The organism is Oscillibacter valericigenes, from assembly GCF_021531915.1.
Classification (GTDB): domain Bacteria; phylum Bacillota; class Clostridia; order Oscillospirales; family Oscillospiraceae; genus Oscillibacter; species Oscillibacter valericigenes_A.
Genome location: NZ_JAFBIV010000008.1, coordinates 71,507 through 90,784, shown reverse-complemented (window position 1 = coordinate 90,784; position 19,278 = coordinate 71,507). Strand labels below are relative to the sequence as shown.

At 47.7% G+C, this 19,278-nt stretch carries 15 protein-coding genes; 4 read left to right on the top strand and 11 right to left on the bottom strand.

Annotated features, from left to right (window positions below):
* Position 1: 1 nt before the first annotated feature.
* From cas9 to JQM66_RS07405, 4 genes are all read right to left on the bottom strand, one after another.
* A complete protein-coding gene (gene cas9, locus JQM66_RS07420) occupies positions 2-3,307 on the bottom strand; it encodes a type II CRISPR RNA-guided endonuclease Cas9 (RefSeq protein ID WP_235229248.1) in 3,306 nt (1,101 codons plus the stop codon).
* Positions 3,308-3,924: 617 nt separating this feature from the next.
* On the bottom strand, positions 3,925-5,181 hold the full coding sequence (locus tag JQM66_RS07415; RefSeq protein WP_235229247.1) for a hypothetical protein: 1,257 nt from the start codon (positions 5,179-5,181) through the stop codon (positions 3,925-3,927).
* A gap of 1 nt (position 5,182) precedes the next feature.
* A complete protein-coding gene (locus JQM66_RS07410) occupies positions 5,183-7,876 on the bottom strand; it encodes a hypothetical protein (protein ID WP_235229246.1) in 2,694 nt (897 codons plus the stop codon).
* Entirely contained in the window at positions 7,863-8,816 is a 954-nt protein-coding gene (locus JQM66_RS07405; RefSeq protein ID WP_235229245.1) for a helix-turn-helix transcriptional regulator, read from the bottom strand. Before JQM66_RS07405 ends, JQM66_RS07410 begins: the two co-directional genes overlap by 14 nt.
* A 302-nt stretch (positions 8,817-9,118) precedes the next feature.
* Here JQM66_RS07405 and JQM66_RS07400 point away from each other — a divergent pair, with 302 nt between their 5' ends.
* Positions 9,119-9,451, top strand: a complete 333-nt coding sequence (locus tag JQM66_RS07400; RefSeq protein WP_235229244.1) for a helix-turn-helix domain-containing protein — start codon at positions 9,119-9,121, stop codon at positions 9,449-9,451.
* Between the two features lie 24 nt (positions 9,452-9,475).
* On the opposite strand, the gene JQM66_RS07395 is transcribed toward JQM66_RS07400, so the two are convergent.
* The 6 genes from JQM66_RS07395 to JQM66_RS07370 form a co-directional block, all read right to left on the bottom strand.
* Positions 9,476-10,834, bottom strand: a complete 1,359-nt coding sequence (locus tag JQM66_RS07395; RefSeq protein ID WP_235229243.1) for a tetratricopeptide repeat protein — start codon at positions 10,832-10,834, stop codon at positions 9,476-9,478.
* Between the two features lie 77 nt (positions 10,835-10,911).
* Positions 10,912-11,460 carry a recombinase family protein gene (locus JQM66_RS07390; RefSeq protein WP_235229242.1) on the bottom strand — a complete coding sequence of 183 codons (549 nt, stop codon included), beginning with the start codon at positions 11,458-11,460 and terminating at the stop codon, positions 10,912-10,914.
* 132 nt (positions 11,461-11,592) lie between these two features.
* A complete protein-coding gene (locus tag JQM66_RS07385; protein ID WP_235229241.1) occupies positions 11,593-11,961 on the bottom strand; it encodes a DUF3846 domain-containing protein in 369 nt (122 codons plus the stop codon).
* A 12-nt stretch (positions 11,962-11,973) separates the two neighbouring features.
* Positions 11,974-12,249 (bottom strand): hypothetical protein, encoded by a 276-nt coding sequence (locus JQM66_RS07380; protein ID WP_235229240.1) that lies wholly within the window; start codon positions 12,247-12,249, stop codon positions 11,974-11,976.
* Entirely contained in the window at positions 12,249-13,181 is a 933-nt protein-coding gene (locus JQM66_RS07375) for a class II glutamine amidotransferase (protein WP_235229239.1), read from the bottom strand. The genes JQM66_RS07380 and JQM66_RS07375 overlap by 1 nt, the downstream gene beginning before the upstream one ends.
* Entirely contained in the window at positions 13,181-14,293 is a 1,113-nt protein-coding gene (locus JQM66_RS07370; RefSeq protein WP_235229238.1) for an amidoligase family protein, read from the bottom strand. The genes JQM66_RS07375 and JQM66_RS07370 overlap by 1 nt, the downstream gene beginning before the upstream one ends.
* A gap of 470 nt (positions 14,294-14,763) precedes the next feature.
* On the opposite strand from JQM66_RS07370, the gene JQM66_RS07365 reads away from it, so the two are divergent.
* Positions 14,764-14,982: a helix-turn-helix domain-containing protein gene (locus JQM66_RS07365; RefSeq protein ID WP_235229237.1), complete on the top strand. Its 219-nt coding sequence runs from the start codon at positions 14,764-14,766 to the stop codon at positions 14,980-14,982.
* Position 14,983: 1 nt separating this feature from the next.
* Here JQM66_RS07365 and JQM66_RS07360 read toward each other — a convergent pair whose 3' ends face one another.
* Positions 14,984-17,365: a hypothetical protein gene (locus JQM66_RS07360; RefSeq protein WP_235229236.1), complete on the bottom strand. Its 2,382-nt coding sequence runs from the start codon at positions 17,363-17,365 to the stop codon at positions 14,984-14,986.
* Between the two features lie 570 nt (positions 17,366-17,935).
* Here JQM66_RS07360 and JQM66_RS07355 point away from each other — a divergent pair.
* Both JQM66_RS07355 and JQM66_RS07350 read left to right on the top strand, forming a co-directional pair.
* The gene (locus JQM66_RS07355; RefSeq protein ID WP_235229235.1) at positions 17,936-18,982 is read left to right on the top strand and encodes a hypothetical protein; all 1,047 of its coding nucleotides are present in this window, start codon (positions 17,936-17,938) and stop codon (positions 18,980-18,982) included.
* A 96-nt stretch (positions 18,983-19,078) separates the two neighbouring features.
* The gene (locus tag JQM66_RS07350) at positions 19,079-19,216 is read left to right on the top strand and encodes a hypothetical protein (RefSeq protein ID WP_235229234.1); all 138 of its coding nucleotides are present in this window, start codon (positions 19,079-19,081) and stop codon (positions 19,214-19,216) included.
* Positions 19,217-19,278: the final 62 nt, after the last annotated feature.

Here is a 19,278-nt window from a genome sequence, read left to right as displayed (position 1 = left end):
TTCAGCCCTCCTTTGTAAACGGGATCCGTTTTTCAGGGAGATTTACTTTATGATAATTGCCCAGGACATCCACCTGATACTTCTCAATGGATTGCAGTGTCTTGATGCCGATGCCTCGGCTCTCGTACCTCCGATCATGCGTAGAGATGGAAATTGCCCCCGTAGATATATCCCCTCCCCGATAGTAATACAGTCCATCCTGCCGGCTGATTTCACTTTCTCCCGTGCCGCCCTTTGCCAGCTTCAGTTTTATGCCCTTTCGGCTTCGAATGCGTATCAGGTCTCCGGGATAAAGGGAGAAAATAAAATGCTGACCCGACATCTCTTTCCACTGGTCGTAGGGCTTGTGCGCTACAACGGCTTTACTGGGCAGCATTGCTTTCTTGGTATCCGCCACATAAACCGGTATGAAGTAGTATCCGTCATCCGGTACCTGGAACACATCAATACGGACTGTGTTGCCATTGGCTGCAACGCCTTCTCGAACCAGAAGGTTCAGCGTGGACTTCTCGAAAATTTTTACCTTATTCACGCGGGGGCCGGGCGTTCCATCCCGCTTCGGTTTGTAAAACGGCTCCGCAAACGCTTTCTTTCCATCGCCACCGAATTCTTTCAGCCGTGTCAGCAGCGCATCATACAGCAGCGTATCGCTCTGCGGATTGTAGTAGCCCTCAATTTCGCCAAATTTATTGAGCTTCAGATCTGCCAGCGCTGTTTTTGTCACTGTATATCCATCGCCCATTTTTTTGCTGCGGATGGTCTCGGCGTGTGCCGAACCAGTAACCTTATGATTTGGCATTCGGGAGACAAAAACCGGTCTGATCTCCTCATTGCTCTCGTAGGTGTTCAGCTTCAAGAGATCAATGGCGTGCCGGGGATTCACCGGGTCCAGACGCGCCTCCAGTTCCTGGCGGAAATGCGGCCAGGGCTGAGGAAACTGCGGGCAGCGCCTGGTATCACAGTTTTCCCGTTCCACCAGTTCCCCGGTAGATACATCTACATATACTCCGGGAGTTTTTTCCAGAGATTCCCTCTGCCGGTTGTATACGGTCAGCTGCTGTATCATTCCTGGGCTGGTAGATGCCACCACCGCCGCGTCCAGGCAGTGATGCAGGTCTCCGTCCTCCCGAATCTTCTGAATGCCCCAGCGTCCCCGAAGCATGGAAGTGACAGCACCGTTGACTGGCTGCACAGGACTCTTTTCATAGCGGGACTCGGCAAAGAGCATATGATCCCGCAGAAGATGGTAAACCGCCCTGGTAATATACTGGGTATCTTTGAGATTTCGCTCAATAAAGCCCTGGCTTTCTTCGTCGGTAAGTCCTTTTCTCAACAATTTCTGCCGCTTCCGGTAGCTGCGGATCAGATTTTCTGTCCGGACTTCGTAGCTATGCCAGCGATCTTCGTCCTGCCCGAAATATTCATATGGGATCCGGTTTCCCTTCTGGCGGTTTTCACTGGCCAGTACCAAGACTTTATTCTGATAACTGTCATCAAAACAGCGGCTGTATGGGATGATATGATCCACATCCGCATAACCCGGTTCAAACAGCCGGGAGATATCCAGATTTTTTCCCGAATACAGGCAGACGCCGTCCTGCTCCTTGAAAAGGCGGAACTTTACAATATCCAGGCCTGTGGCATGGTCACCTTTGTATTCCGCGATTTGCTCCTTGGCCCGTTCATTCGCAGCCCGATTCTCCTCCTGACGCTTCTCCATTTTACGGCGTTCATCAAAGCTGCGGCTCATTTCACGCGCAAGTTCAACGCGGATCACATCCGGCGGCCCGTAGGTCCGTACCACCGCATTGACTACTTTAATGGTCTGCGACACAGCTCGCCGCACCACTGGGTTGGTAATCTCCTCAATATCACTGAGAGACAATCGGTTTTTCCGCCCTTCCGACTGTCTGCCGCGGTGGTCGCCGTAAATGGAGGAACAGGCCTCATCATATCGCTGCCCGCATTCCAAAAGAGGAATCAATCTCTCCATGGCCTTTATGGAAAGATTTCCAAATTTACTGAAAGACAGCGGCAATAGTTCCTGGTCAAACATTTCAGGAATATTTGCCTTCCTCAGTGCGTCTATTCGGTTAGCGTCGCTTTTATAGAGCGTCAGGATGGACCCAATCTCATTAAGCTGCTGTATACTCAGCGTCTGTATGGCATTTTTGCTGACCTTGTTCAGCGCGGTCCGCAGTTTGTGGTAGGACTGCATCTGAGGCCACTTTTTCTTTTCTGCCTCCTCCTGACTTCTATCACCATAGGAGAGATCGTTGAAATAGGTATTTTCATCCAGCGCCAATTTTTTGCGGATCTGTCCGTAATTCAGAGAGGGTGACTGCATGGCCGCAGCAATCAGAAGTTCCCGCTGGGACTGATCCAAGGGGTGGGACGGAAGCCCTTTTCCGGTCAATCTCATATGGTTCAGGTCCTGCAACAGCTTAAAATATTCAAAAGTATAGGTTGCCTTGGCAGCCCGTGGCTCTGCCGTTTCAAATGTACAGCTGCCAACTTTTTCAGCAACGCCACCACGGAAAGGACTGTTTCCTCCCGGCCCTTCATCAAAACTGCGCTGACTCTCAAAAATAGAGAGATACACATGCTCCAACGTCTCTGACATCCATGCACTGCCAAGGCGTCGTTGAGCTGCAAAAATTTGATGGATTTCATCTACCACCGAAATACGATCCACTGTAAACCGATAGTCGTCTGCCTTGTTTCGGGTCTGTTGATACCGGGTCCCATCGGAATTTGTCTGCCAGAACCTTTGGTCCCGATACATCATCTCGCCCACTGTGCGGTAGCCATTCTTCATCATACAGTCCTGGTTTTCTTTGATGGCTGCTTTTACAAGGCCGTCCTCTTTGTTCGATGCTGCTTCTGCCGTGCTGTTGGACTTGTATCCCCGGCGCTGCGCCAGATGAATCAGCACCCTTACGATTTCCTCTTTCGTTAACAGGCGGTCCAAGGCTTCTGCCCGAAGCTGATATGGAGTGACGGTAAAGCCGCCCCTTTCGTAAAATTCTTTGATTTCCTGACACGTCATGATGTTTGTTTGCTCGAGCAAATATTTGATCCGTTCCAGCCGATGACGATGACGACGCAGACGTCTCCGGGTACTTCGGGCATCCCGACGGGGCGCAGCCAGACTCTCCCCCGTCTTTGGTTGTTCTGCCTTGTCAAAAATACGGACCCCGAGATCCCAAATGCGGATTGGTTCTCCATTCAAGTTATTTTGGAGGACTGCCCAACCGACGGAACCAATTCCGATATCCAACCCCAATGCGTAATGAGATTCCGACATTTGAGAGAACTCCTTTCTCAGATACGAAGACACCCCAGCCGATAAGGCTGGGGTGTCGCTTCGAGGTGTTCTACCTTATCGTAGTAACACGATTTTCCCTTGTAGTGGTATAAGGGTAATTAAAATATATCATAGCATACAAAAAATGTCAATGCAAAGGCCCAGGAAATCTTTGTTTGCACAAATTGTGACTCTTATCTGTGCCAATAGGGTCTACCCTATTGGCACGTTTTTAAAAGCTGGCAGCAGATGCTGCAATCGTGTAAGGACAACATTGATTATTGCCCGTCTAGCTGCCGCTCAGGCCGCTATCAAAAATCCGAGGAATTGGAACATAGGCAATGATGATCCCGCCCCGGTTCACATTTCGAATCGGGGCGTTTTTTGCTTTTCAGAGATCTTCCAGATAGTTCCTGCGCTTAGGAGTACATTGTGCCGTTTTTCAGGTAGTTCTTCGACATTTGCTAAATCCCCCGGAATCCCTGTTATTTCAATGGATTCCGGGGGATTGCTTTTTAAATAGTGTTATCCGCTTTGAAGTAAGTTTAGAGTAAATTCCGACTTCTGTATGCAAAAATGTTGGCACTACACAAATTTCTTATATGCACTATATCAGCTTATGGTGTGACCTCATCCAGTTCAAGAGGATATCCTTGAATCATTTTGTTAAAGCCGTCACGGATGAATTCTTCTTTTACGGATTGGATAAAACGAGTATCCGACACAAGGCGATACAAGGTTACTGCTAGGCCACCGATGTCCAAATATCGTATACTATTTTGTCCTAAGCTCTGAGTAACAGCAACCCCAATGACATTGCTGGCAGATGCAATCATATTAGAATAAAGAAGGACTTTCCGTGTTTTTACCTTATGTAAATCCAACTGCATATGGCTTGTAGTTTTGTGAGTTAGGATATTTCTGTAAGATGTAACATGCAGAAGTTCAGTAGAGTTGTCATCTTGCAGATAAAAACACATCCCATGTAGCATCATAATGAGCATATTGATTGCTTGCGCCATAACAGCCTGTTTGGCCACGTCAATTGCATTTCCTGCATCAATCCCATATTCCGCCAATTTGCTTGCTAATTCTGGTGACAAACGACTTATAGCTGGAAAAGGAAGACTCAGTGTAGATGCAACATCTGATCGTAAGTGTACGTATTCTTTTACTAAAGACGTTGCTACAATAATCTTCCCATCAATTCCTTGATTGAGCAGTTTGTCAAATGTGTAGGAAAACACTTTTGAGGTATCAGCTTTACTGGATATAGTATCCACCTGTGCATACTTCTCGGGATTTCGTGTTCCTTTTAGCCCCGTTTTGACATGGTAAGAAGCTAAATCCCATGTCGTGAGTGTACTTGTTGCAATATTTGCAGTACCGAAAACAAAACCGAGTATAGGGTCGTGACCCAATGTCACATATCGATGATTCCCTCCTTTTAAAGGTTGTATCTTTCTTAGCCTTAATGATTCGGACCTGTTGGTTGCATCAAAAGGAACCGGACTTTCACATATTTCCAAAAGACTTGGATTATACAATTTGTGAGAACGATTAGAATGTTCTTTTTTGTCTCCCTTAACTACTTTTGCTGCAGTTTGGTCATCTACTCTTTGGGTAAACGGCGTTAAAAAATACTGTCTTATGCATTGTAACGCCGTAGCAAAAAACAAAAAAGCGAAATCTTTTTTATCTAATCCGGTTTGTAGCTCAAATTCCCGATCAAGGTCATCCATGATTTTTCTGGAATTATGAGCAACATCAGCAACGCGGTTGCCCTCATTCGCAATAATCTGCATATTGTTTAGGACAGAATCACTATGGGACATGAGTTCTTTACTTCGCGCTCTAAGTTCGTCAAGATCCATATTAGCTCACCCCCAGTTTCTTTAGTTCGTTACAGTCTGCTTGAAGTTGCTGAACTTTGGCTACATTCTCAGTATTGTTCGCTGCTGTTAAAGCGGTAATGTATTCCTCATATTCTCTGATTAGATTTTTCAATCCATCAATATCTTTTTGGGCAAGTGTTGTTTGATTTTTGAAGATTTCTGCCTGGTTCCGGAGTTTTGCTTCATATTCATCTGAAGCCGCTTCATATCCTGCCTGCATTCCGACAACACGGTATTTGGCACGGGTATCTGCCTCCAAAGCACAGAAATGTTTGACGGCTGCCCAACCTATTGCTTCTGTAATTCCAGCAGCTGTAGCAGTATTAATGGCGTTGCCCAAGCCAGGAATCCAACCGAGAAGAACTTGAGATACTCCCCGTCCAACTACAGCGGCTCCCAGCGAAGTAATAATTCCCTTTGCCATTCCTTCTGTAACGCGGATTCCAAATACAGCACCCAAAGAAGTAATCATAGCGATTTGAATAGGAGTAATAACAGCCGTATCTATGACAGGAAGTTGAGCAAAGCCAGTACCTATGCCACCAGCAGCTACTGATGCACCATGAATAATAGCATTGCAAGATTTCTGCTGCTCTTCTGTTAGCCCAGATTCAAAAACCGTTCCGGAGTTTCTATGTCCACCGGTGGAATTCCATGTCTTATCGGCACATTGGAGGCAATCGATTATGTTAGCTAATGCGTTCTTCCTAAAGCAAGTCGTATCAGATAATTGAAGAACCTTTCCATCTGTAAGAAAGAATTTAATCCTTGCCTTAAATTGGTCTTCTTTGCTTTTTTTATCTGCAATTACTTGGATAAAATCTATATCTGCATAGTTGAAATAGATAGCTTTTTCCATCATTTCTCGGAAATATACTCCATGAAGAGAAAAAACTATTCCGTTTTTTAAACTCCCCATGAGTGTTGTATCCATAAAGCAAAAGACTTCTTCTGTGTTGATTCGTTCATCAAAATTTTTAACGATTTTAATTCTTTTCTTATCTGTGATAGATTGATAATATACCAGATTATATATAGCTAGACGGTCTTGGTTTTCAAGTAAGTGTGCAAAGATTGTAAGCTTGTCGGATAGCTTGCACGCATGAGCAGGCTTACAGAGCAAAGATTGATTCGAAGTAGCCAACAGGTTAAGCCACCATTCAGCATTTTCATTTCCATTTTGTTTTGATTTCTCAAACCACCTTCTTGCTTCAGCCCAGTCTTGTGAAACTCCATTTCCAAAGTAGTAGCACTTTCCAACCCAACATTGAGCCACAGAGTTTTCCTGTTCTGCAGACTTACTGAACCAGCCAAAAGCCAGGATATCATCCTTTGGCACAATGTCACCAAAATAATAAAGCTTGCCCAGTTGACATTGGGCCGGGGCAAACTCTTGCTCTGCAGCTCTCTGAAACCACTTAATTGATATCTCAGGATTTTTTTCTACACCATATCCGTTTTTATAGCATATCGCCAGATTAAATTGCGCGAGGGGATCTTCCTGTTCTGCACCTTTTTGCAACCAATTTACAGCTTGTGCATCGTCCACCTCAGCACCACAACCATATAGATAACAATTGCCTAAAAATCCTTGTGCGTGAGCATTTCCCTGCTCTGCACCTTTTTGAAACCAAGTGACCGCTTGTGCTTTATCTACTGCCACGCCATATCCGTAGTAGTAGCATTCGCCCAATAAGCATTGCGCATCGGCATGGCCTTGTTCTGCCGCTTTCCGAAACCAAGCAATTGCTTGCCCATTATCTTCTACTGTACCACGTCCGTAGTAATAGCATTCACCAAGGAAATATTGTGCGCCTGCATTGCCTTGCTCTGCTGCCATTTGAAATAGGGCAATTGCTTTCGGCTCATCTTCTACCACACCATTTCCGTAGTAATAGCACTCTCCAAGAGAACATTGTGCATCTATGTTTCCTTGCTCCGCTGCTTTTTGGAACCAGTTAACCGCCAGTTTATAGTTTTGCTCAACGCCAATTCCTTCATAATAGCAGTTGCCAAGGGAATTCTGAGCATCATCATTTCCTTGCGCTGACGATTGCTGAAACAACGCAATTGCTTGAAGCTTATCTTCTTTAACGCCATTTCCAAGCAGATAGCATACTCCTAATAAGTACTGCGCTCCTGCATGATTCTGTTGGGCTGCTTTTGAAAACAAGTCAACTGCGTGCCTGTAATTCTGTTCAACACCAAAACCATTGTAATAACACACCCCAAGCAGGTACTGTGCATCTGCATATCCCTCCTGGACCGCTTTTTGGAACCAAATTACAGCTTGCTTCTCATCTTCGTTTACACCTCGGCCATTTAAGTAGCAACGCCCCAAATTGCACATCGCTTTTACATGTCCTTGAGCCGCAGCAGCTGAGAACCATTTAAACGCTGCAGCAGGGTTTTCATCTACCCATTCACCCCTATCATAACGAACGCCAAGGCGATTTTGCGCTTCTGCATAACCCTTCCGTGCAGCACAGTCAAACCATCTAACCGCCTTTTCCAAATCTTTTTCAATGCCATTTTCGCCGTTATAGTAACAGATTCCCAAATGGCACTGAGCCTCTGGGTCACCTGCTTCCGCTCTCTGGAACCATTCAGATATTGGAATATCGGGGTTGTTAAATTGCTGCTGAGCAGTACTAACATTCTCAGAACCATTCATTGTATGTCTCCTCCATCATAGTAATATATTTCCCTTGACTTCTAATCCACATATCAATGCCCTTGCCGAACACTTCGGCTTTGACGATCCAGCCGTCTTCGGTCTGCTCCACGATTTTTGCTGTGGGCAAACGGTCCAACACCGCCTCTATGGATGGGCCGGTATACTTAAAGCGGATCTTTTGCAGTTTGCCGCCATACATGAACTGTACCCGCTTACGGAACTCACCCTCCTGAAATCGCTCCTGATATGGCACTTGAAAATGCTCGCCCGTAATGTGAAATTCCTTGATGCGATCTACCCGGTAAATCGTGGGAAACAGATCGTCCGGGTTCTCAAACTCCGCTGCCCGGTCAATGTCACGGATAAAAGCTACCAGATAAAAATAATACTCAGAGAACATCAGGCCCACCGGTTCAATCGTCCGTTGGACAGTTTCTCCACCCTTAAGCTTCTCATAGGTAATCTCTGTCACAAGATGCTTCTGAATTGCTTCTCCAAGCTCCCAGAGGCCATCCAACAAGCGTTTTCCGTGGTGCGGCTCAATGTAGAGATGCTTTTCATTTGCTAGCAAATCTACGACAGCTCGACGCTGCTCTGCTGGGACACAGCAGTTTACCAGCTTATCCAGAATGGGCAACATTTCATCCCGATGCATAGAGCGGCTCTCCAGCAGGATTTTGCACACCGCTAGCACCTCACTGTTGCTGAGATGGGCGTTATCCCGTTCAATCAGTCGGTAGACCTTCTGCCGTGCATCATAAACAATCTCCCCTGGAGGGGTCTGATTTGCAAAAAAACAGCGCAAGTCCTCAATGTCCCGTTGAAGACTGCGCTCATTGACGCCAAAGCGGTCAGCGGCAGCCTTCTTCTGTATTCCAACACCCTTGATGAAGTCTTGATACAGGTATAGCAACCTCGCACTTTTCTCAATTTCCATATGTATATCCTCCTGTCTGCAAGCAAATGACGTTACATAGACAGGTTTGTCCCTTAAAAAATAGGGATTCCTGTCGATAGTATACCCTAATAGTTCTAAATACACAACCCTTATAGTTCCTGCATTGGGGATGATAAATATATTGTACGCAAACAGATAGACGTATTCTGTCTATCTGCTTAAACTCTAAAAGTTTCTCTCCTTTCCCCTTAAAAGTTCACATCATTGAACCCTGGAAGTTTATTTATAGGGACAACCTGCGGCGTTAAACTGTTTTTATTATCACCACAGGAGGTTCCCTTATGGATTGGAGAGCGATTGGTAAGAGAATCCGACAGCATCGAGAGTTTATGGGTCTTACCCGTGAACAGTTTGCGGAGCAAATCGACGTAACTCCAAAATTCTGCTCAGATATTGAAGCTGGTGTTAAGGGAATGTCCGTTCCCACGCTCTGCCGGATTGCCAAAGTACTCCGACTGTCCACCGATTACATCCTTTGGGGCAAGGATGACCAGGATAATCCAGATTCCGTTATGATGGTGCTGGAAAATTGCTCTGAGCGAGAACGCACATATGCTGAGCAGCTACTGAAAACCTTTGTAGCTGCAATGAATAGTAACGATCATTTGGTTTGACTTATAGAAAAAGCGGAGTGAATGTCACTCCGCTTTTTTACTATACTCGCGCATGTGAGAAGCATAACCATACTGATCTCCACCAATTTTAGCCGCTGTTTCAAACCATTTCTCCGCCTCTTCCCCTCCATGTGCAGTGTAATAAAGGTTTACCATCTCCAGGGAATAGTTGTCCCGGTGCATAGCTGCCTTGCGATACCAACGAATGGCCTCCTCCACATTTCGTTTTGTTCCATGGCCGTAGTAATAGCAGTTTCCAAGCATTCTTTGCGCACGGACGTCATATGCCGCTGCGTCTTCATATGCCTCAAATGCCCTGATTTTATCTACCGGAACACCTAAACCAAAATAATAGAAGTCTCCGTACGTCTGTATCGTCAGTACTGCCTGGTAATATCGCTCAAATGCCTTTGATACGTCTCTTTCCACACCTATTCCAAAGTAATAGCAATCTGCAAGCATTTGTTCCGCAATACAATCACCATGTTTTGTTGCCTGATTATACCAGTAGACGGCTTTTTCAAAATCAACTTCCACGCCAGCCCCATAAAAATAACAGTTTCCAAGCATTTGCTGGGCATGGTCATCTCCTATAAATTGATTGGCTGCTTTTTGATACCACCGAACAGCCTCTTCCCAGTTTTCCTTCACGCCGATTCCAAAATAATTGTAATCACCCAACCTGGATTGAGAAGAAGCAATAGTATCTGACTTTTGATACCAATGGAATGCTTTTGCTAAATCACGCTCAACACCATACCCCCAATAGTATCGCTCTGCCAAAGAGTGTTGAGCACCGTTTTCTCCCCGTTCCGCCGCTTTTAAAGTCCATTCAAACCCTTCCTCTGGGTCTTCACAGCAAAAGTCACCAAGAAGTTCCATAGCATTAGAATTGCCATGCTCTGCTGCAACTTTAAACCAACGATACATATTTTCCTCGTCCTCGAACATGTCATACAAGAATCCAATTTTTACTCCATAATTTGGATCTTTTTCCGTTACCAACTTAAAATATTCTTCCGCCTTATCAGGATTCTTTTCGAATAGTTCGCCCTCTTTATAACAACGTCCGGCCACATAAATAGCCTCAGTATAGCCAAGTTCCACTGCTTTTTCCAGCCATTCACGTGCAGCCTCCAGGTCTTGGTCTATAAAATCTTCAAGCGCACAATAGTACATTTCAAATAACCGATAATGCGCCTCCGCATTTCCTTGTGCAGCAGCCATCTTATAGTATTTCAAAATCAATTCTTTTGCTGTCTCATCACTGACATCAATGGGGCCATCATGTTCGCCCCGAAGATATTCATCATAGTAATCCGCAACCCTTACCTGTGCATCTGCGTCTCCAAGAGCAGCTAATCTGTAGTCTTCTGCGTTCATGGTTTACACTCCTTTTTCTTCTGTCCTGTAATGTATATTACTCCACCGCATGGACAGATTCTGTCTATCTGTAAAACTTATTGTTGCTTTATCCGGCGATAAAACGTAGATTTGCTCACGTGCAGCGTCCGCATGGCCTCTGCTGCTGTGATGGCACCGCTTCTCCACTTGGCTATGACCTGCTTAAACTCTGGGGATACGACGGGCTTTCGTCCCTTGTACTTTCCTTGCTCCTTCGCAATGGCGATGCCCTCCCGCTGGCGCTGCAGGATATACTCCCGTTCTAGCTCCGCCACGGCCCCGAACACGGTCAGCATGAACTTTCCGGTAGGCGTCGTGGTATCAATGGCCTCCTTCTTGCTGACGAACTCTACACCCTTTGCGGTCAGCTGCTCCACCAGCTCCAGCAGATCACGGGTGTTCCTGGCAAACCGACTGATGGACTCCACAATGACGGTATCACCCTTGCGAACGTACTCCATCATCTTCTGCAGTTCCGGGCGGTTGGTGTTCTTCCCGCTCATACGGTCGATATAAACCTCATCCACACCCAGGGCTTCCATGAGAGCTTCCTGGCGCATGGTATTCTGTTCCTGGGTACTGACACGAATGTATCCGATTTTCACGAAAAAGACTCCTTTCCAAACGAAATGTCCCATTAGGGTGACTTCCGCAGATGGCACGTGCCAAAATACGGAAACCGACCCTAATGGGACTCTTTTTACCTGTGCCGATAGGGTACACCCTAACGGTACACGTTACAGGTACGGCAGAACAAACAGCTCGCTGCCCACGTTCAGGAACATCTCCGGCATATCAAACCGCTCCATGAACGTTTTCACCTGTTGGTCAGTCAGGCCCGCAAAACGGTCACTGTCCGGCGGAGCAGTACAGAGAAAGAACGTCCCAGAGATGATATCATAGACATTTCCCACGTCATCCCGCAGCGCCCGGTTCAGCGGCAGATTCAGCAGTTTGCCCTCCTCGTTGCAAATCAGCGCCACAGGCTGGTCAAAGGGATAGACAGCCTGGATAGAACCACCCACTATCTTCTGCATGGATGCGAGGTCGGAGCAGATGTCCTGTACCATCGGCTTTTTCTTTGGCTCCACAACAATTACTCGCATGACCAATCCCCCTCACGCAATGACAAACCGCCGGGAGGTGCTGCTTCGGCTGAACTGGGCAAACAAATCTGCATGGGTCAGCTTGAAAGCCGCACTGTCAAAGCGGTTGGTGATAACAGTCTTCCAGGTGATGGTGTAGTCCTTCCCGGACAGCACATCCGTGTTCTTCGCCAGCATTTCTGCTTTCAGGGAATCTTCAATGGCGGTAATGGCCGACTTTACCTCTGCCTCCATGTTGCGCAGTTCCCGCAGTTCCTTCACCTTAGCGTCAATTTCGTAAATACTCATCAGTACATTGCCCCCTCGTACAAGAATTCTTCAATATCATCCGTGGAAAACCCGGACTCCAGCAGCCTGTCCACTGATTCCGGCGAGAACCCATAGCAGCAGGCCACAGATTTCAGTTCGTCCAGATACTCCTGCTCTGCTGTCCGGGCCTTACCAGTCCGCTTTACCTCTGATGTCCACATCGGCCAATATCCCCAATGCTGCGCGAGATGTGAAGTGTTGAACGATGCTGTTGCCTGCTGACCGGATGCGGTGATCCTCAAAATATCTCCACAACCCAGCTCGATACGCTCCGGCTTGCCGAGAGGCAGTCGTAGGAGATTCAACGCTCTTTTCAGAATGGTCTCTGTAGAAGCATACAGATACACACCATAGCGGGGATAGTGGTAAAGACAGAGGGGATTGTCTCCCTTCACGAAATAGAGGTTTTCCTGCTGATCCAGCACCGTGAATGTAAAAGTGCCCTCGACTTGCTCCGCCATGTATTTCAGGCTGGAGAAGTCGAGGGCTTTTTTCTGTTCGATCAGCTGTACCGCAATATAGCTGTCTGTTTCGATCTTGGTTTTCGGCAGTCGGTTGGTACGGCGCAGAAGCTGGTCGTTGTAGAGAATGCCGTTATGGGCCAAAGCAAACATCTCTCCAGCCGCATTTCCCAGGAACGGGTGATTGTTTCGGTTTCTGCTGGCCTTTCCCTGGGTAGTCATGCGGGTATGGCCCATGATGACTCTGCTATCCTCCGGAATACGGAAACGCAGCCTGTGGGCCTCCAGAGGGCGTTTATAGATGCTCAGGTGGGCATGGGTGCAGTAAGCGATCCCGGTGGCATCGGTTCCACGCTCCTCACATTCTGTTGCCAGCACAGAGAGAATGCGGGCCTTTTCTCTGGCACTGAACCGCCCGTAACAGTCGATCATTCCAAATAGGCAGCACATCAGACTTCCTCCTCGCTCTCCACCGGATCATTGACATACAGCCGCCGTTCCTTTAAGTACTGCACCAGCTCAGGCTGCGTACAGCCGGAGGCAAAGGTGGTCCAGGACATGGCCTTGACCTGGTCATCGGTCAAACAAATCGCCACATCACAGATCCGGTCAAGAAGCTGCAACGTGGCGATGAGGGTGTTGAATTTGAGGGTTCCACGGAAGATCCGGAATTCGATGGTATCTACATTGGTGAGGTTCACGCTGGTATAACGTCCGCCGTGGTAGCCCTTCTTGGCATGATCCAGCAGTTCTTTTGGCTGGTCCTTGTAGCCATAGCGGGTGGCCCAGCGTTCCAGCTGACGGGGTGTTCTGCGGCTGAATTTCAAAAGTTCCTCCCAGTTCTTCTCAAAGAAATAGAGGATGCGGGCGATCACCGCATCCTGGGCTTCCTCCGAGTCCCCAAAGGCATCCCGGTTCACATGGACATGGAGACCGCAGGTGTTGGCCTGATGGCTGGTATAACCCAGGCGGATTGCTTCCTGGAGGATTTTGCCCCAAGGCATTTCCTTCATGTGGTATTCCAGTGTCATGGGATGCGTCACCATCTCGAAGCCGTCATCCAAGGAACCGTCATGCTTGCAATAGAGGTTTTCCAGGCCGTTTCCATTGGCAATTTCCATGACCTTCCGTGCGCTGGCGTCATCCTCACCTGCTCCGTCGATCTCCAGCTCCACGCCGAAATAGCGAGAGCCATCGCCGCGGAACAACGGTTCTGGCTTGTAATAATAGTCTTCAATCATTTTATTCCGACGTGCATGGGTATGGCAGTCATAGCAGAGCGGATCATCTTCATCGTCATCCTCATAGTAGGCATCGTCCACATGGATGATACGCCCGCAGCGTTCACAGCTGGTATAATGCCGGTCATAGCAAGGCTGGCAGAGGGGCGTATTTTCATCCCCGGCATTGTCATCCCGATAAACACGCTCTCCGCAGCGGGAGCAAATCACGGTCTCCTCATTGGCACAGCGTTCGCAAAGTGCATCGTCACCCACCATGACGCGGTTCTCCAGCGGGTGTGTCTGACCACAGTGGCAGCAGATAAAGGTCTCAGTCATCATCGTCATTCCCCTTGATAAAATAGTCGATTGCCGCACATACCAGTGCGGCGGCGGCAGCCAGCAGGATTCCAAAAATGTCCTTGGAATCCAGGTTCAGTTTATCATTAGTTATCCCATCCCTTCTTTTCCCTTGCGGCAGTTACGCCAAAACAGTTTTGCGCAGCAGAACGCCTACGATTTCCGCTAAAACAGTGCGGATTAAGCGCAGCAAGCGGATCAGCATATGGTTTCGCTCCTTTCCTGATTTTGATAATTTCCGTCCAAATTTGCAGCTTACAGAGTTGAAATACAGCCATTTTCTCTGCAAAACAGGAAAAGAGCCAGAGACCGTAATCATCGAGAAATTGCGGTCTCTGGCTCTTTATCATGTTAATAATATACGGTCAAAGGGGACGGAATAACGCAAAATGGGATTAGAAGGGACAACAACTACGTAAGGCACGATGCCAATAATCTGAAGGGAGATTTTTATGATGAGATTTGATGAACGATATGATGAATTTGGCTATGAGCGTGAAGACGCTGACTACGAGGAACAGATCAACGAATTCCTGACGCCCCGGGAGGTTATGGAACTGCTGGCCATTGGGAAAAACACGTTCTACAAGATGGTCCAGTCCGGACAGCTGCCTGCCTTCCGGATCGGGCGGCAGTGGCGGGTCCGGCGGGATCGTCTGGAAGAACTCTGAGCTACTTCTCCTTCAGAGCATCCCGGCGGCGCGGAACCTTTTGAGCCTTCAATTGCTGCATGACCGTCTGCGCCGCTGCACTCAGCTCCGTAAGATCGGGCTTGACCTTGATTACACTGACCTTCGGTTTGGTATCCGAATAAGGATCTACGATCAATCGGTGATCGGGTCGCTGGTAGCCGCTTTTGCTGTGGTAGTCGGCAAGCAGCAGAAATCCTTTCTCTGCCAATCGTTTCTGAAAAACGCGCTGACTGGGCAAGTCCATCCGGCCTTGCTCTGTCGCCCAGTTCCGGAAGTCACCGTAGTAATCGGGATATGGCAGATAGAACAACTCTTTTGCTCCGTCATACCAGCCCGAGCAGTCGGCAGTACGGTTTGTTCGGAATAGGATCACCCGTCCCGCTTCCAATTCCTGAGATAAATAACCAAAAAAGAGCTCTTCATACGTCTTCTCCGATGCTTTTGAGCCTTCCTGCAAATACGCCTCCCACGGTTTTGGAAGCGAGATCCGGGCGTATTCCGAATGGGTTTTCCTGAATTTTTGGAACACGCAGAGGGCGATTTGCAGGTTGGCCCATGCCCTTTTTCGGGGATATTGCTTTCTGATGCTGCTGAAGTGGAAAAAATCATTTGTAAAGGAAGTATCGGCTGTCAGCCGGTACTTCTTTGCCTCCTCCCTGGCCCGTTTTGAAAAATCGGAGACCCACTTCAATGCCGCTTCTTTTTTGCGTGTATTACAACGCTGATCACCTGCATCTTTTTCAATAATTTCTTCCAGTTGATCGGTGTAAAGCTTGATTACATCGTTTAATTCGCTCCAGTTCCCTGCTGGACTGTCAGAAAGTCTGCGCAGTTTATTCGGTATCTCGGACTCTTTCTCTCCGGCAAATAATTGCCGCCAGCGTTGATAGAGCTTATGGGCCTGGCCCGCGATACAACCCAGGGCTTCCTGAACCTTTTCTTCCCGTCGCCATACATATTCCTCCCGGAACCAATCAACGAACGCGATCAGGACCCTTGGGAATACCTGCTGCATGGCCGGTGAGCAACACTGCGGGTCAAATGCATCGGAACTGAGACGGATCTCAAACTGGTTTTCTTCAAAGGCGGAATTTGTCAGCACGATACAGGCGTCCCGGAGCATTGCCCGGTTCCGGAATGCCTGTAAATTTTTAAACTCCTCATCCAGGATGACAACGCCATCATGTACCCTGCTCTGGAGCTGGCGAAGTCTTTTCTTCGCTTCCTTTTCGCCCGCTCTCTCCCCTTCTCCGTAGTCCACAAAAGCACCATAAAACAAATTAGCGAGGGCTTGGGAATGAGGGCCGTTGAGTGACAGGAATATCATTTCCTTCTGTCGTTTCATGACGCTGGAAAAAGAATCATTCACCGAAATTCTGGCAGGGTAATCCGGCAGAAACGGTTTGATGACGGAGAATATCCCATAGCACAAAAGAGGAACGGTGATCTCATAGGGAGCCACCGCCAATAAGTCTTCCAACCGGTTGGACTGGGATAAATCCCGCAGCAATGCGCTTCCGTAGCCGGAAGGCCGTGCCTCCGCGGAGCGGATACCGGACATGACCGGAATCCCGTTCAGCTCATACCAGCCAATATGCCAGGGAGCGGTCGCCATGTGGTTCAGCTTTTGCCGTTCTCCCTCGGGAATGAACTGCCACATAAACCGTTCCCGCAGCTGGGGAAACCCCAGATATCTGGAAAAGCCCTGGCAGAGTTTTCGCAGATCCCACCCCAACGGATGGCGCGGCACATCCCTGCCCACTACTTTCCCCTGCCAATCCACCAAAAGCTCCTGGGCAACAAGCTCCTGGTCCATATAGCCCTGATCATTGTAGGCCGGATGAAGGCCGGTTTGGGAGATGATGCAGTCCCAGAAAGCATCTCTTGTGATGATTTCCGCAATCCGCTGCGGGTTTTCTATCAGTTTGCTCTGAACCACTTTCTGAATCATTTTGCGGATGCTGCCGCTCCATTTCTTGAAATTTTTCTTTGCCTGTGCATCGCGTTTGATGATCGTCCGAAAGGAGATCGCGTCAGCTTCAGGGCTCGTTTGCTTCTCCCCTTGCTGCTCGATTTTCTTTTGGAAACGAATGTTCTGGCTGGCCATCCAGGATACATCAAGGACCGAGAACCGGAACCGCTTCGGATCAGGCAATTCATTCGGAACGAATACATAACGCAGAAAAAGCAGGTGAACTTCGATGCGTCCCTGATCAACCGGCGCCAGCGAACACCGGAAGCTCTGCTGAAAAAGCTTCTTCTGTGTGCGGTCATCCAGACGCGCATCCAGCACTGAATACAGCCGTTCCTGCTGCTCACAGATCAGATTGACGGCCTGTTCTCGATCCAGAAAAGTCCCCATATAGCCGCACCCCCTCATACACTAAATACCACTTCAATGAAAAGAAATCAATATTCTAACACTAAACTTTTGTTTCCAAGATTAAAAAAACAGCCTCCAGAAGATTCTTCTGGAGGCGTCTTTCTGACTCCGGGACAGGCACCTGAACCGCTCTTTGCCGTCGGTTTCCGCCTGTATGTTCCCCTGACCGAACACTGTTTTTATTTTTATATCGCTGCCAACAGCTCTATAGAAAAGAAATGCTTGCAGGCTGTCAGCCTCAGCTGCTCCGCTGTGCGAAGATCATTTTCCGGATCGTCCGAAATTTCTACGTAATATTATTTTAGTGTGATATTGCGACAGCAGCATCTATTTAAGTATATACATAAGGTTCCAATTATTTCAAGATGATTGGATGGATTTATCATGAATACAGACATGATACAGAAAAAATAGCGCTTACATAAATTACCATATATAAAACCGTTTTAAAAAAAATTTGTACCCCAACATGATGGTAATTTCATGAAAGGTCAGTGCGGAATTCTAAAAAAATAAACTGACCAACATTCTGAATAATGAGGTGTTTTTATGAACGTGCATACTTTTGAGATCTATGTGAACATTTCTCCCGAAGAGACCCGCGCATGCAGAAATGCATTCTACCTTTCTGCCGCCGGGCAAAATCATTATTGCTACAGAAATAAAACGACCGGTATTCTTTACTATAACCGCTGGTCTGAGCATGGGGTCCAGGTCTCGATCCAGAAGCCCACGAACAGTTATTGCAGAAAAATGCTCCTGCGCGTGAACCCCTCGAGGCTGCTGGGGAATATGGAAGCAGCAGCGCTATTCGCCCCGACAAGCAGCAATATGGAAGCTCTGGTACAGGCCCTGGATGCGATTGTCCAGGAAATTCCGATCAGCCAGACAATCCACGATTTCAAATTGAACCGCCTGGATTTATGTAAAAATACGCCTGTGACTAATGCTGTGCTCCTGGAGTACATCCGTTTGCTGGAAAAAGGAGCCTCTTGTACAGGTTGGAAGCCGGTTACTTACCCCGATCATCGCGCCAGCCATTCATTCCGGCGAGAAAATGATCGCTATCAAGTGACCGTCTATGACAAGCTCTATCAAATCAGCGATCAGCTCCTGTCTACATCCTGGGACTATCCCTTTTCGCTTCTGCGGCTGGAGGCATCCTTATTTTCACAAGGAATCGACCAGCAACTGCAACAGTTTTCTCTGGATAAGTACCGTTCCTGGTATCTCCTGATGGATGCTTTGTGCTGCCACGGCGAAGAAATTATGCTGCGGCTTTTTCAGCGGTTGGTACCTGATGCACCGTACTATACGCTGGCCAAGGCAAAGGAGCGGATCCTTTGGGATACCGACTTCTCTTCATCGAAAAAATGGAAACTCATTGAGTTCCTGGAAAAAATCAACCGGTACGCCAAAGTGGATACGAACAGCATTCTCCAATTTAAAAACGGCAAGAAGCGGCTCAAGCAGCTACGCAGCATCGGCATCAACCCTGTGACCATCGAGGCCAGAGCGGGCATTTCCTACCTCCCCTCTCTTCCCCAGTTGGTTTCAATTGGATTTGTTCCGCCTGCGGATGATCCCGCTGAGTAAATTTTCGTACCGGCAGAATCACCCGATAAAGGGCGCTTCATTTTACTTCTGCCCTGCCGGATACCAGCATAAATTTGAGTAAGGAGGAATTGATTTATGAATGACTCTGTTCTCTGCAAGAGCTATTTTAAAAGCGGTGAGACCTGCACAACCGTACAGGCTTATACAAGCGTCTGGATTCAGCTGATCAATCAGTTGGAACGCTCCAAGGCGATCCTGTCCGGCGCTCGATAAACTGAATATCGGTGCAATACATGACCCGCTTTCATCACAGCTTGAGCGTGATGAAAGCGGGT

Bases quoted from the DNA above. Each gene is read 5' to 3' on its own strand.
- cas9 (WP_235229248.1), bottom strand. From the start codon at position 3,307: ATGTCGGAATCTCATTACGCATTGGGGTTGGATATCGGAATTGGTTCC.
- JQM66_RS07415 (WP_235229247.1), bottom strand. From the start codon at position 5,181: ATGGATCTTGACGAACTTAGAGCGCGAAGTAAAGAACTCATGTCCCAT.
- JQM66_RS07410 (WP_235229246.1), bottom strand. From the start codon at position 7,876: ATGAATGGTTCTGAGAATGTTAGTACTGCTCAGCAGCAATTTAACAAC.
- JQM66_RS07405 (WP_235229245.1), bottom strand. From the start codon at position 8,816: ATGGAAATTGAGAAAAGTGCGAGGTTGCTATACCTGTATCAAGACTTC.
- JQM66_RS07400 (WP_235229244.1), top strand. From the start codon at position 9,119: ATGGATTGGAGAGCGATTGGTAAGAGAATCCGACAGCATCGAGAGTTT.
- JQM66_RS07395 (WP_235229243.1), bottom strand. From the start codon at position 10,834: ATGAACGCAGAAGACTACAGATTAGCTGCTCTTGGAGACGCAGATGCA.
- JQM66_RS07385 (WP_235229241.1), bottom strand. From the start codon at position 11,961: ATGCGAGTAATTGTTGTGGAGCCAAAGAAAAAGCCGATGGTACAGGAC.
- JQM66_RS07380 (WP_235229240.1), bottom strand. From the start codon at position 12,249: ATGAGTATTTACGAAATTGACGCTAAGGTGAAGGAACTGCGGGAACTG.
- JQM66_RS07375 (WP_235229239.1), bottom strand. From the start codon at position 13,181: ATGTGCTGCCTATTTGGAATGATCGACTGTTACGGGCGGTTCAGTGCC.
- JQM66_RS07370 (WP_235229238.1), bottom strand. From the start codon at position 14,293: ATGATGACTGAGACCTTTATCTGCTGCCACTGTGGTCAGACACACCCG.
- JQM66_RS07365 (WP_235229237.1), top strand. From the start codon at position 14,764: ATGATGAGATTTGATGAACGATATGATGAATTTGGCTATGAGCGTGAA.
- JQM66_RS07360 (WP_235229236.1), bottom strand. From the start codon at position 17,365: ATGGGGACTTTTCTGGATCGAGAACAGGCCGTCAATCTGATCTGTGAG.
- JQM66_RS07355 (WP_235229235.1), top strand. From the start codon at position 17,936: ATGAACGTGCATACTTTTGAGATCTATGTGAACATTTCTCCCGAAGAG.
- JQM66_RS07350 (WP_235229234.1), top strand. From the start codon at position 19,079: ATGAATGACTCTGTTCTCTGCAAGAGCTATTTTAAAAGCGGTGAGACC.